The 13,498-nt window shown below is 72.8% G+C and carries 10 protein-coding genes; all 10 read right to left on the bottom strand.

The features are described 5' to 3' along the window. Window positions 1-56: 56 nt before the first annotated feature. A complete protein-coding gene (gene ftsZ, locus OUY22_RS31745) occupies window positions 57-1,526 on the bottom strand; it encodes a cell division protein FtsZ (RefSeq protein WP_270158937.1) in 1,470 nt (489 codons plus the stop codon). A gap of 367 nt (window positions 1,527-1,893) precedes the next feature. Further along, complete coding sequence (locus OUY22_RS31750) at window positions 1,894-2,556, bottom strand: cell division protein FtsQ/DivIB (protein WP_270158939.1); 663 nt, start codon at window positions 2,554-2,556, stop codon at window positions 1,894-1,896. 14 nt (window positions 2,557-2,570) lie between these two features. Beyond that, window positions 2,571-3,980 (bottom strand): UDP-N-acetylmuramate--L-alanine ligase, encoded by a 1,410-nt coding sequence (gene murC, locus OUY22_RS31755; RefSeq protein WP_270158940.1) that lies wholly within the window; start codon window positions 3,978-3,980, stop codon window positions 2,571-2,573. Next, window positions 3,977-5,053, bottom strand: a complete 1,077-nt coding sequence (gene murG, locus OUY22_RS31760) for an undecaprenyldiphospho-muramoylpentapeptide beta-N-acetylglucosaminyltransferase (protein ID WP_270158941.1) — start codon at window positions 5,051-5,053, stop codon at window positions 3,977-3,979. The genes murC and murG overlap by 4 nt, the downstream gene beginning before the upstream one ends. Before the next feature lie 12 nt (window positions 5,054-5,065). Beyond that, complete coding sequence (ftsW, locus tag OUY22_RS31765) at window positions 5,066-6,367, bottom strand: putative lipid II flippase FtsW (RefSeq protein WP_270158942.1); 1,302 nt, start codon at window positions 6,365-6,367, stop codon at window positions 5,066-5,068. After that, entirely contained in the window at window positions 6,364-7,731 is a 1,368-nt protein-coding gene (gene murD, locus OUY22_RS31770) for a UDP-N-acetylmuramoyl-L-alanine--D-glutamate ligase (RefSeq protein ID WP_270158943.1), read from the bottom strand. The genes ftsW and murD overlap by 4 nt, the downstream gene beginning before the upstream one ends. Further along, window positions 7,728-8,783 (bottom strand): phospho-N-acetylmuramoyl-pentapeptide-transferase, encoded by a 1,056-nt coding sequence (mraY, locus tag OUY22_RS31775; protein ID WP_270158944.1) that lies wholly within the window; start codon window positions 8,781-8,783, stop codon window positions 7,728-7,730. Before mraY ends, murD begins: the two co-directional genes overlap by 4 nt. After that, complete coding sequence (locus OUY22_RS31780; protein ID WP_270158945.1) at window positions 8,780-10,198, bottom strand: UDP-N-acetylmuramoyl-tripeptide--D-alanyl-D-alanine ligase; 1,419 nt, start codon at window positions 10,196-10,198, stop codon at window positions 8,780-8,782. The genes mraY and OUY22_RS31780 overlap by 4 nt, the downstream gene beginning before the upstream one ends. Continuing rightward, the gene (locus tag OUY22_RS31785; RefSeq protein WP_270158946.1) at window positions 10,195-11,727 is read right to left on the bottom strand and encodes a UDP-N-acetylmuramoyl-L-alanyl-D-glutamate--2,6-diaminopimelate ligase; all 1,533 of its coding nucleotides are present in this window, start codon (window positions 11,725-11,727) and stop codon (window positions 10,195-10,197) included. Before OUY22_RS31785 ends, OUY22_RS31780 begins: the two co-directional genes overlap by 4 nt. 40 nt (window positions 11,728-11,767) lie before the next feature. Then, the coding region (locus OUY22_RS31790; protein WP_270158947.1) for a peptidoglycan D,D-transpeptidase FtsI family protein at window positions 11,768-13,498 on the bottom strand (1,731 nt) is incomplete at its 5' end.

Below are 13,498 nucleotides of genomic sequence, written 5' to 3' on the forward strand. Positions count from 1 at the left end.
CAGGGGGCGTGGACGGAGGGAGCGGCGGTCGGGTGTGGCCTGCTTGCCGGTGGGACCTACTTGAGGAAGTCCGGGACGTCCAGCTCCTCCTCCTGCTCCTCGAAGACCACCGGACGACGTTTGCCGGGCTCCGACATGCGGGAGGTGATGGGCGTGGGCGGGTTGGTGGGCTCCGGGGTGGGGCGCGGGATGGACACGGGGCCGGTGGGCCCGTCGGCGGGCGTCCCGTCGGCGGAGGAGGCGGCGGCGGCCGGCGCGGGCTCCTGGGCGGGCTCCACGGGACGGACCGGCTCGGGCCGGGGCTCCGGGCTCGGCTCGGGGCGCGACGCCTCCGGGCGCGGCTCCGTTCGGGGCTCGGGCCGGAAGTCGGTGCGCGGCTCGGGACGGGCCTCCTGGCGGAAGTCGGCGCGCGGCTCCTGGCGGAAGTCCGTACGGGCCTCGTGGCGGAAGTCGGCGCGCGGCTCCGGGCGCGCGGGCTCCGGCTTGGGCGGGGTCGGCGCGCTGGAGCGCAGTCCCGACGGCGGCACGCTGGAGGCGGCGGGACGGGTCTGCGGGCGCAGCGGCTGCTTGTCGTTCTGCGGCACGTCGTCGAAGCCGGCGGCGATCACGGTGACCCGCACCTCGTCGCCCAGCGCGTCGTCGATGACCGTGCCGAAGATGATGTTGGCGTCGGGCGCGGCCGCCATGGACACGAGCTGCGCCGCCTCGTTGATCTCGAACAGGCCGAGGTCGGAGCCACCCGCGATCGACAGCAGCACGCCGTGGGCGCCGTCGATGCTGGCCTCCAGCAGCGGGCTGGAGACCGCCATCTCGGCGGCCGCCACCGAGCGGTCGTCGCCGCGCGCGTGGCCGATGCCCATGAGCGCCGAGCCGGCGCCGGACATGACGGACTTCACGTCGGCGAAGTCGAGGTTGATCAGACCGGGCGTGGTGATCAGGTCGGTGATGCCCTGCACACCGGAGAGCAGCACCTGGTCGGCGGCCTTGAAGGCGTCGAGAACGCTGACCTGCCGGTCGGAGATCGACAGCAGCCGGTCGTTGGGGATCACGATGAGGGTGTCGACCTCGTCGCGCAGGGTCTCGATGCCGGCCTCGGCCTGCATGGCCCGGCGGCGGCCCTCGAAGCTGAACGGCCGGGTGACCACGCCGATGGTGAGGGCGCCCAGCGAGCGGGCGATGTTGGCCACGACGGGCGCGCCGCCCGTGCCGGTGCCGCCGCCTTCCCCTGCCGTGACGAAGACCATGTCGGCCCCCTTGAGGACCTCCTCGATCTCCTCGCGGTGGTCTTCGGCGGCCTTGCGGCCGACGTCGGGGTTGGCCCCCGCGCCGAGTCCGCGCGTGAGCTCGCGGCCCACGTCCAGTTTGACGTCGGCGTCACTCATCAGCAGCGCCTGGGCGTCGGTGTTTATCGCGATGAACTCGACGCCCTTGAGTCCCTCCTCGATCATCCGGTTGACGGCGTTGACTCCGCCGCCGCCGATGCCGACGACCTTGATGACCGCGAGGTAGTTCTGCGGTGCTGCCACGACGAGGGGCCTTTCCGCTCGTTGACTTGCCATTTCGGTGCGGATTGTCTCCGCGTCTTGTCAGTTCGGGTAACTCTCGACCTCAAGTTGAGATTTAGATTTATGTCAACCTGAGGATTGATACGGACAGTAGGAGTTACGCTCCGGGCGGGTCAACTAACCGCGCCGCAAGCGCGTCCGGCGTGTCGCGGGCTGTCCGATTCGCTCCACCGTCTTGCCTGGTGGAACGCTCCTTGCCGCACTATCCGATCTACAGGCTCTCACGCCGGGCGGCCTGCCCGGCACAGGCTCGGCGACGCGCCGGACGGGAAGTCGCCCTCTTTCCCGGGTACGCGCGATACTTCGCGGGGTCTTATCCGGAAATGGATCACTTGAGGGTCACCACGTCGGGAGAGCTCACGTCGTACACCTCGGCCTCGCGCTTCAGGAGGCCCTGCAGGATGCGCGCCTTGGCCTCGGGACGGTCGAGGCCGCCCCAGATGACCGTGCGGCCGTCGGACAGGCCCAGCGTGACGTCCTCTCCCGTCGTGGCGCTGACCCTGCGGACCCGGCCGGCCAGGCTGGAGGGCAGGTCGCGGACCACGCCGAGCGCCGCCATGGTGGCCGGGTCGCCGGCGGCCGGTCTGGCCACCTCCAGCACCGGCAGCATGGGCGGCGCCACGTCGCGCACCTCGATGACCGCCCCGGTGCCGTCGATCACGGCGACCTTGCCGCCGGCCTGGATCTGCGCGACCGGCTCCCGCTCGACGACCTCGATCCGCAGCGTGGCGGGCCAGACGCGGTCGACCTTGGCGGAGGCGACCTGGCGGATGCCGCGCACCCGGCCCTCGACCTGGCCCAGGTCGACGGTGGCCAGGGGGTGCAGTTCCGGCACGGCCGCGGCCTTCCTGATCGCGTCGGGGGTCAGTGTGACATTTCCCACGATCTCCACATTTCGGACACCGAGCACCGGCGACGAGAACACCAGCCACGCCGCCGTGCCCACGACGCCGGCGGCCAGCAGCACCAGGAAGATCTTGCGAGCGGTCACCGCACTCCCGTGGCTCAGCGGGACAGCGCGGCGACGATCCGCGGCCCCAGGTCGGTCACGTCCCCCGCGCCCATGGTGAGCACCAGGTCGCCCGGCCTGGCCCGGCCCGCGACGAGATCGGGCACCGCCGCCCGGTCGGGCACGTACGCCACGCGCTCGGCGGGCAGCGGCACCCGGCCCGCCACCATGGCCCCGGACACGCCGGGCTCGGGGTCCTCGCGGGCCCCGTACACGTCCAGCACGATCGCCTCGTCGGCCAGCCCCAGCGCCGCGCCGAACTCGTCGGCGAAGAACCGGGTGCGCGAGTAGAGGTGCGGCTGGAAGATCGCGATGACCCGGCCGTCGCCGGAGTAGGAGGCGACCACGTCGCGCGCCGCCCGCAGGTCGGCGGCCAGCTCGGTCGGATGGTGGGCGTAGCTGTCGAACACCACGACCCCGCCGGCCTCCCCCTTGGCCTCGAAGCGCCGCTTGGCCCCGGTGAAGGCCGCCAGCCCGTCCCTGATCTCCTCGAACGGCAGCCCCAGCTCGTCGGCCACGGCGATCACCGCGGTGGCGTTGAGCGCGTTGTGGGCCCCGGGAACGGCCAGGCGGACCTCGCCCTTGCTCGCGCCCGGCCCCTCGACCGTGAAGACCGTGCCGAACCCGTCGGGCCTGACCCCGGTGACCCGGTAGTCGCCCTCGGCGCCGTACGTGACCACCCGCTTGCCCCGGGCGCGCGCCACCTCGGCCACCTCGGCCGCGCCCGGGTCGTCGGCGCAGGTGATGAGAAGCTCGCCCACCCGGTCCACGAACCGGGCGAAGCTGTCGTGCACGGCCCGCGGGTCGCCGTAGTTGTCGAGGTGGTCGGCCTCCACGTTGGTGACCACGGCGATCTCCGGGGCCAGCATGAGGAAGGAGCCGTCGCTCTCGTCGGCCTCGGCCACGAACACCCGCCCGGAGCCCTCGTCGGCGCCCAGCCCGGTGGTGACGAGCTGGCCGCCCACGCAGTAGGAGGGATCGGCGCCGCACTTCTGCAGGGCGACGGTGAGCATCGAGGTCGTGGTGGTCTTGCCGTGGGTGCCCGCGATCGCCACGCCGGTGCGGCCGGACATCACGGACGCGAGCGCGGCGGCCCGCGGGATGACCCGCAGCCGCTGCTTGAGCGCCTCGCCCAGCTCCGGGTTGGAGTCGCGGATCGCGGTCGACACGACCACGGTGTCGACCTCCTTGATGTGGGAGGCGGCATGGCCGATGTGGACGGTGGCGCCCAGCTCGCGCAGCTCGGTGACCAGATCGCTGCTGCGGGCGTCGCTCCCGGACACCCTCACCCCGCGCTTGAGAAGGATGCGCGCGATGCCGGACATGCCCGCCCCGCCGATGCCGATGAAGTGGACCCTGCCCAGATGTTCGGCGGCGACGGGATCGACCAGCTTGACGAGACTCATCGGACTATCTCCAACACTTTCCTGGCTAGCGTGATGTCCGCGTCCTTCGTCCCCAGCGCCGAGGCGGCCTCAGACATGACGGCCACCCGTTCGGGGTCGTGGAGGAGAGGCAGAACGTGATCAATGATCCAATCAGATGACAGCTCCGCGTCGTCCACCAGCATGCCGCCCCCGCCCGCCGTGACGCGCTCGGCGTTCATCCGCTGCTCGCCGTTCCCGTGCGGGAGCGGCACGTACGCGGCGGGCAGGCCGACGGCGGTCAGCTCGGCGCAGGTGAGCGCGCCGCCGCGGCACAGCGCCACGTCGGCGGCGGCGTAGGCGACGTCCATCCGGTCGAGGTACGACAGCAGGACGTACTGGGGGTCACCGGGGGGCGGCTCGTGCTCGACGGTGTTCTTGGCGCCGACCACGTGCAGCACCTGCACCCCCGCGGCGCGCAGGGCGGGCGCGGCAGCCAGCGCGGCCTCGTTGATCGACCGGGCGCCCTGGGAACCGCCGAACACCAGCAGCGTCGGCCGGTCGGTCTGCAGGCCGAACCAGGAACGGGCCTTGTCGCCCATGGACAGCCGGTCGAGCTCGACGATCTCGCGGCGCAGCGGGGTGCCGATGAACTCGGCCCTGGGGATCGCGGCGTCGGGGAAGCCGGTGAAGACGTGGTCGGTGAGCTTGGCGCCGAGCCGGTTGGCCAGGCCCGGCCTGGGGTTGGCCTCGTGCACCACGATGGGCAGGCCGCGCCGCTTGGCGGCGAGGTAGGCGGGGGTGGCGACGTAGCCGCCGAAGCCGACCAGGACGTCGGCCCGCACCCGGTCGAGGACGGCGGCGACCGCGTTGACCGCCCCGGCGAGGCGGCCCGGGACGGTCAGCAGCTGCGGGGTCAGGGCCCTGGGCAGCGGCACGGCGGGCACCAGGTCCAGCTCGTAGCCCCGGGCCGGGACCAGCCGGGTCTCCAGGCCGCGTTCGGTGCCCACGAAGGTGACGCCGACGCCGGCGTCGAGGCGGCGCAGCGCGTCGGCAAGGGCGAGCGCCGGCTCGATGTGTCCGGCCGTGCCACCACCGGCGAGGACCACCCTCATGTCGGTCACTCCCTAACGTCTTCCTCGGCCTGTGGTCATACCCCCCAGGCCAAGCCAGCTTAGGGCCCGGGCGGCCGGTCCGGGGCCACGCGCGGCCAGAGCCTCCCGCGCCCCGGGCTCCCGTTTGGCGAACGACAGCAGCATGCCCAGCGCGGCGAGCGTGGGCAGCAGCGCGGAGCCGCCGTAGGAGACCAGCGGCAGCGGGATGCCGGTGATCGGCAGGACGCCGAGCACGGCGCCCATGTTGACGATGGCCTGGCCGACGATCCAGGCGACGACCGCCGCGGAGACCAGCCGGACGAACGCGTCGTTGACCCGGGACGCCACCCGCAGCCCCGCGTAGCCGAGCAGGCCGAACAGCGCGACCACCAGCAGCGTGCCCATCAGCCCGAGCTCCTCGCCGAGGATGGCGAAGATGAAGTCGCTCTCGCCGTGCGGCAGCCAGTCCCACTTCTGCCGGCTGCTGCCCAGCCCGAGCCCGAGCCAGCCGCCGGAACCCATCGCGATCTGCCCCTGCACGGCCTGGTAGCCGTCGCCCTGCGCGTCGGCCCATGGATCGAGGAAGGCGCCGACGCGGGCCATCCGGTAGGGCTCGACCGTGATCATGATGACGGCGGCCAGCACGGCGAGCGACAGGATGCCGCCGAACAGCTTGATCGGCGCCCCCACCACCCACAGCAGCGCCAGGAAGATCATGAACAGTACGAGCGTGGTGCCCAGGTCGCTGCCCAGCATGACCAGGATGGCCAGGATCGCGACGCCCGGCAGCAGCGGGATCAGCAGCTGCCGCCACTCGATGCGGCCCTTGCGCACCCGCCGCGCCAGCAGGTCGGCCCCCCACACCGCGAGCCCGAGCTTGGCGGGCTCGGACGGCTGCACGGTGAACGGGCCGAAGTAGATCCACCGCTGCGCGCCCAGCTCGGACGAGCCGATGAACAGCACCAGGACCAGCGCCAGGATCGACAACGCCATCAGCGGATAGCCCATCCAGCGGAAGAACCGGTACGGCAGCTGGGTGAAGATCCACATGATCGGCAGTCCCAGCGCCGCCGAGAACGACTGCTTGATGAACCACGAGAACGGGCTGCCCGTCACCTGCATCGCCTCGATGCTGGAGGCGGACAGCACCATCATCAGCCCGAGCGCGAGCAGCAGCAGGCTGCACCCGAGGATCAGGTAGTAGGTGGCCAGCGGCTTGTCCAGGAGCTCCTTGAGCGCCGTGAACCGCTCGCGGGCCCAGCTCGAAGGGTCCTGCGTCGCGGCCGGCGGGACGTGCTGCCCGCGCTCCCCGCGCTCCCCGGTGGCGGTGCTCACGTGTCCGCCTCCAGGGCGCGTACGGCTCGCGCGAAGGCCTCCCCTCGGGCCGGGTAGTTGGGGAACATGTCCAGCGACGCGCCCGCCGGGGAGAGCAGCACGGTGTCCCCGGGAGAGGCGAGCCGGGAGGCTTCGGTGACGACACGGTCCATCACACCAGTGTCCTGACCTTCGATGTCCACGACGGGGACATTCGGCGCGTGTCGCGCGAGAGCTTCGGCGATCCTGGCCCGGTCGGCGCCCAGCAGCACCGCCCCGCGCAGCCGCGGCGCGGCCCGTTCCACCAGTTCGGTGACGTCGGCGCCCTTGAGCTGACCGCCGGCCACCCACACGATCGACGGGTAGGACGCCAGCGCCGCGGCGGCGGCGTGCGGGTTGGTGGCCTTGGAGTCGTCCACGTAGGTGACCCCGGCGACCTCGGCGACGTGCGCCAGCCGGTGCGGGTCGGGGGTGAAGTCGCGCAACCCCTGCCGTACCGCCTCGGGCGGCACGCCGAACGCGCGGGCCAGCGCGGCGGCGGCCAGCGCGTTGGCGACGTTGTGCGGCGCGAGCGGGCGCACGTCGGCGAGCGTGGCGAGCTCCTCGGCCGCCGTCGCGGGGTCGGGGACGAAGGCGCGGTCGACGAGCAGGTCCTCGACCAGGCCGACCTGGCCGGGCCCGGGGGCGCGCAGGGTGAAGCCCACCGCGCCCGGATAGGGCCGGGCCAGCCGGGTGGACTCGGGGTCGTCGGCGTTGTGCACGACGGTGCAGGCCCGCTCGAACACGCGCCCCTTGGCCTGGGCGTACGCCTCCATCGAGCCGTGCCAGTCCAGATGGTCGGGCGCGACGTTGAGCACGGCGGCGGCGCGCGGGGCGAGCGTGGCCGACCAGTGCAGCTGGAAGCTGGACAGCTCCACCGCGAGCACGTCGTACGGCTCGCGCACGGCCTCGACGACGGGCACGCCCACGTTGCCGACGGCGGCGGCCTTGTGGCCGGCGGCGGTCAGCATGGAGGTGAGCATGCGCACCGCGGTGGTCTTGCCGTTGGTGCCGGTGAGCGCCAGCCACGGGGCGGGCTCGGCGGGCCGCAGCCGCCAGGCGAGCTCCACCTCGCCGACCACCTCGACGCCCGCCGCGAGCGCGGCGGCGATCAGCGGGTGGTGCGGCGCCCAGCCGGTGGTGACCAGCCGGGTGGTGCCCTCCGGCAGCGACAGGGGGCCGAGCCGGACCTCCACGCCGCGGCCGGACAGCTCGGCGGCCGCGGCCAACCGGCGTTCGCCCTCGCCGGACTCCACGACCACGACGCGCTCGCCCCGCGCGGCCAGCGCCCTGGCCACGGCGGTGCCGGACACCCCGAGCCCGGCCACGCAGGTCAGGCTCGTCACTTGGGCATCCACTCGACGTAGAACAGGCCGAGTCCGAGCGCCGCGCACAGGGCGGCGATCAGCCAGAAGCGGACCACGATCGTGGTCTCGGCCCAGCCCTTGAGCTCGAAGTGGTGCTGCAGCGGCGCCATCCTGAACACCCGTTTGCCGGTCATCTTGAAGAAGCCCACCTGGATGATCACCGACATCGTGATGACCACGCACAGCCCGGCCAGGAGGATGAGCAGGAGCTGGGTCCGGGTGGCGATGGCCAGGCCGGCCAGCACGCCGCCGAGGGCCAGCGAGCCGGTGTCGCCCATGAAGATCTTGGCGGGCGGGGCGTTCCACCACAGGAAGCCGATGAGCGCGCCGAGCACCGCGGCGGCCACCACGGCCAGGTCGAGCGGGTCGCGCACCCAGTAGCAGTTGGGGCCGAGCTGGTCGATGCAGTTGTTGCGGAGCTGCCAGTTGCCGATGAGCACGTAGGCGGCGAGCACCACGCCGGTCGCGCCGCTGGCCAGGCCGTCGAGGCCGTCGGTGAGGTTCACCGCGTTGGAGAACCCGACGATCATGATGAGGACCCAGACGGTGAACCCCACGATGCCGATCGACGGGCCGAAGTCGCGCAGGAAGGACAGCCGGGTGTCGGCCGGGGTGATCTGGTAGATGTTCGGCTGCTGGGTGACCAGCACGGCGAAGATCGCACCCACGATGAGCTGGCCGAGCGCCTTGGCGCCGCTGCGCAGGCCCAGGCTGCGCTGCTTGTAGATCTTGATGAAGTCGTCGAGGAAGCCGACCGCGCCCAGCCCGGTCATCAGGAACAGCACCAGCAGGCCGGAGGCGGTGACCGGCTCCAGCGTGGCCAGGTGGGAGGCGCCGTAGGCGAGCAGCGAGGCGAGCACGATGACGGTGCCGCCCATGGTGGGGGTGCCGCGCTTGCCGTGGTGGCCGGACGGGCCCTCCTCGCGGATCTCCTGGCCGTAGCCGCGCCTGGAGAACAGCCGGATGGCCAGGGGGGTGCCGAGCATCGACAGGATGAGCCCGACGGCGCCGGCGATGATGATGTTGGTCACCGGCTCGTGCCTCCCAGCAGCAGCTCGGCGGTCCGCTCCAGCCCCATGGCGCGCGGGCCCTTGACGAGCACCACGTCGCCGGGCCGCAGCCACGGGCCGAGCTCGGCGGCGGCCGCCTCGGCGTCGGGCACGTGCGCGATGCGCGGCAGCGGCGCGCCGGGAGGTCCGCCCCGCTGGGCCTCCTGGGCGCCGGCGTGGGCGCCTTCGAGCATCGGGCCGGCGTCCGGCCCGGCCACGACGAGCCCGGCCAGGCCGCTCGCGCCCGCGAGCCGGCCGACCTCGGTGTTCATCGCTTCGCTGTCCTCGCCCAGCTCGCGCAGCGAGGCGATGACCGCGAAGCGCCGCCGGCCCCGGCCCAGCACGCCGAGGGTCTCGAACGCGGCGCGCATCGAGTCGGGGTTGGCGTTGTAGGCGTCGTTGACGATCGTCACGCCGTCGGGGCGGTCGGTGACCTCCATCCGCCACCGGCTGCGCGGCTCGGCCGCCGACAGCTCCTCGGCGATGGCGGCGACGGGCAGGCCCAGCTCGTAGCCCGCCGCGGCGGCGGCCAGCGCGTTGTCGACCGCGTGGTCCCCGTACAGCTTGAGGGTGACGGGGGCCCCGCCGGAGGGGGTGCGGAGCGTGAACGAGGCCCGCCCGCGCTCGTCGGCGGTGACGTCCTCGGCGCGGATGGCCGCCTGCTCGCCGCGCCCGAACGTGGTGACGCGCGCGTCGGTGCGCGCGGCCATGGCGAGGACCAGCGGGTCGTCGGCGTTGAGCACCGCGACCCCGGTGGCCGGCAGCGCCTCGACCAGCTCGCCCTTGGCCTTGGCGATGGCCTCCTTGCCGCCGAACTCGCCGATGTGGGCGGTGCCGACGTTGAGCACCACGCCGATCGTCGGCGGGGCGATGCGGGCCAGGTCGGCGATGTTGCCGATGTGGCGGGCGCTCAGCTCCAGCACCAGGTAGCGGGTGTCGAGGTCGGCCTTGAGCACGGTGAGCGGGTGGCCGATCTCGTTGTTGTGGTTGCCGGCCGGGGCGATCGTCGGGCCGATCCTGGCGGTCAGCCGCGCGAGGAGGTCCTTGGTGGTGGTCTTGCCCGCGGAACCGGTGACGCCGATCACCGTCGCCCCCGGCAGCGCGGCCGCCTGTGCGGTCGCCAGCTCCGCCAGGGCGACCGCGGGGTCGGGCACGACGACGGCGGGCACCTCCACGGGGCGGCCGGCCAGCACCGCGACGGCGCCGGCCCGCACGGCCTGGGCCGCGTAGTCATGGCCGTCGACGCGGGCGCCGCGGAAGGCGACGAAGAGGGATCCAGGCTCCACGGCCCGCGAGTCGATCACGACGGGACCGCGCACCACGGCCCGGGGGTCGGCCATGCCCGACAGCGCGCCCGAGGTTATCTCGGCGATCCTGGCCAGAGGCAACGGGATCATTCGTGCTTCCTGCTTTCCTTACGTGCGTCGATCGCTGCGGCGACCACCTCCCTGTCGTCGAAGGGGATCACCTCGCCTGAAACGTACTGGCCCTGCTCGTGGCCCTTGCCCGCCACGACTATGACGTCACCGCGCGAGGCGCGGTTCACCGCGAGGCCGATGGCGGACGCGCGGTCGGGCTCAATGATCACATGAGCGCGCTCCTCGCGCGGCACGCGCAGCGCTCCCTCCATCATCGCGGCCAGGATGGCCAGCGGATCCTCGGAGCGGGGATTGTCGCTGGTGAGAACCGCCACATCGGCCAGCCGCGCGGCGGCCTCGCCCATGAGCGGCCGTTTGCCCGTGTCGCGGTCGCCGCCGCAGCCGAGCACGACGGTGAGCCGGCCCGCGGTCACCTCGCGCAGCGACAGCAGCACCGACTCCACCGCGCCGGGCTTGTGCGAGTAGTCGACGATGGCCTGGAAGTCGTCGCCGGCGCCGGTCACGCGCTCCATCCGGCCGGGCACGCCGACGCAGGTGCCGATGCCGTGGACCGCGGCCTGCAGCGGCACCCCCGCCTCGACCAGGGTGACGACGGCGCCGAGCGCGTTGGCGACGTTGAACGGGCCGGGCAGCGCGATCTGCGCGTCGGCCTCGACGCCGCCGGGGCCGACGATCCGGAAGGCGCTGCCGTCGGCGCCCAGCCGCGCGTCGAGCGCCCGCCACTCGGCGTCCGGGTCGCCCTCGGCGGAGAACGTGGTCATCGGCACCTTGGCCAGGCGCAGCAGCTCGCGCCCGAACGGGTCGTCGACGTTGGTCACGCCGACCCGGCTCAGCTCCGGCTGGAAGAGCCTGGCCTTGGTGTGGAAGTAGTCGTCGAGGTCGCGGTGGAAGTCGAGGTGGTCCTGCGACAGGTTGGTGAACAGCGCCACGTCGTAGAAGATCCCGTCGACGCGGTTGAGCGCGAGGGCGTGGCTGGAGACCTCCATCGCGGCGGCGGTGACGCCCCGCTCGCGCATGAGCGCGAACAGGCCGTGCAGCTCCGACGCCTCCGGGGTGGTCAGCCTGGACGCGAACCTCAGGTCGCCGGCGTGGATCTCGACGCCGCCCACCAGGCCGGTGGTGTGACCGGCCGCGCGCAGCCCGGCCTCCAGCAGGAACGTGGTCGTGGACTTGCCGCTGGTGCCGGTGACGCCGAGCACGGTGATGGCCTGGGCCGGGCGGCCGTAGACCCAGGCGGCGACCTGGCCGAGCAGCGCGCGCGGATCGGGCACGACGAGCACCGGCAGGCCGGTGGCGACGGCGGCCTCACGGCCGGCCAGGTCGGTCAGGATCGCCACGGCGCCGGCCGCCATGGCCTGGGCGGCGAAGTCGGCGCCGTGCGCCCGCTCACCGCGGAGCGCGACGTAGAGATCTCCGCGCCGCACCTGGCGGGAGTCGTGGGTGACGCCGGTCAGCGCGGCATGCGGCGACCGCGCGGTGCCGGGCTCGGCATCGAGCATGGTCGCCAGCGCGGTCAGCGGGCGCGGCGGACTGTTCGTCGGACGCATGGACGACGGGGGACGCACTGCGGCAGCGTACCGTTCCCGCTCACTGCTCCGCGCGCGTCGGCGCGGGGGACGCGGCAGAGCCTGTAGGCGGAATCTTCCTGCTCTTGAGAGCGAACGTCATCACATCCTTGAACACCGGGGCCGCGAGCTGCCCGCCGTAGTGGCCCTTCTTCGGGTTCTGCAGCACCGACAGCACCACCAGGCGGGGCGCTTCGGCGGGGGTGAACCCCACGAACGAGGCCGTGTAGCCGTCGTAGCGGCCGAGTTCGGCATCGTAGCGGTTCGCGGTGCCGGTCTTGCCCGCCACCCGGTAGCCCGGGATGGCCGCCAGCTCGCCGGTGCCCTGCTCGCCGACCGCCTCCTCCAGCATGGCGCTGATCTCCTTGGCGGTGGCCGTGCTGATGACCCTGGTCTTCTTGCCGGGGCCGGCGGGCGTGAACGTGCCGTCGGGGGCGGTGCTGCCCGCCACGATCCTCGGTTCGATCTTGACGCCGCCGTTGGCGATCGTCTGGTAGACGCTGGCCATCTGGAGCGCCGTCACCGACACGCCCTGCCCGTAGGCGATCGTGCAGCTCTGACTGCCCGACCACTTGGTGTGGTCCGGCAGCAGGCCCGCCTCGGCGCCCGGCATGTCCTTGCCCGGCCGGGAGCCGAAGCCGAACGCCTTGAGCATGTCGTACAGGCCCTTGCTGCCGACCTTGCGCGCCGCCATGACCGTGGCGACGTTGCTGGACTGGGCCATGGCCTCGGCGAAGGTCATGTCCTGCGGCGGGTGGGGGTGGGCGTCGCGCAGCACCCGGTCGTAGCACTGGACGTGGTCCTTGACGTGGAAGACCGTCTCGGGCTCGACCACGCCGGCCTCGATCGCCGCCGCCGCGGTGATGACCTTGTTGGTGCTGCCGGGCTCGAACACGTCGGCCGCGGCCCGGTTCAGGTAGTGGGCCGCCGGGGCCTCGCGCCATTTCGCCAGGTCCAGCTCGGGGGCGTTGGCCATGGCGATGACGTCGGCGGTGCGCACGTCCATGACGATGACGGTGCCGCTGTCGGCGTTGACGGCCTGGACCTGGTCGGCGATCGCCCGCTGGGCCGCCCACTGGATGTCGCGGTCGATCGTCAGGCGCACGTCGCTGCCGTCGACCGGGGGCGTGCGCTGGCTGCCGGTCATCGGGATGCGCTGCCGGTCGCGGCCCGTCTCGATCTGCAGCTTGCCGTCGCGGCCGGCCAGCACGGTGTTCTTCACCTGCTCGATGCCGGTCAGGCCGTCCTTGTCGTCGCCGATGAAGCCGATCAGGCTGCCCGCCAGGTCGCCGCCGGGGTAGACGCGGCGGAAGGTGCTGGTCGCGTTGAGCGACGGCACCGGTTTCTTGAGCGACGGCACCGGCTCCTTGAGCAGCCGGTCGGCCGCGGCCGGGGCGATGCCTCTGGCGAGCAGCTGGTAGCGGGTGTCGGTCCTGGCGAGCTTCGCGGCGATGTCCTCCACGGGCCTGCCGAGGTGGCCGGCGAGCAGCGAGGCGACGGCCTGCCTGTCCGCTGGCTTGATCTTGGTGGGGTCGATGGAGATGTCGCGCGCCTCGACGGTGTGGGCGAGTTCGTGCCCGTTGACGTCGGTGATGGAGCCGCGCTTGGCGGGGATCTCCTCGACGTGCAGGCGCTGCTTGGTGGCCGCGGCCTCGTACACCTTGGACTCGAGGCCCTGCATCTGGATCAGCCGGCCGGCGAAGATCGACAGGACGAAGGTCATGGCGATGAGGCCGATGCTGATGCGCCTGCG

It is taken from the genome of Nonomuraea corallina, assembly GCF_027620315.1.
In the GTDB taxonomy this organism is placed as follows: domain Bacteria; phylum Actinomycetota; class Actinomycetes; order Streptosporangiales; family Streptosporangiaceae; genus Nonomuraea; species Nonomuraea corallina.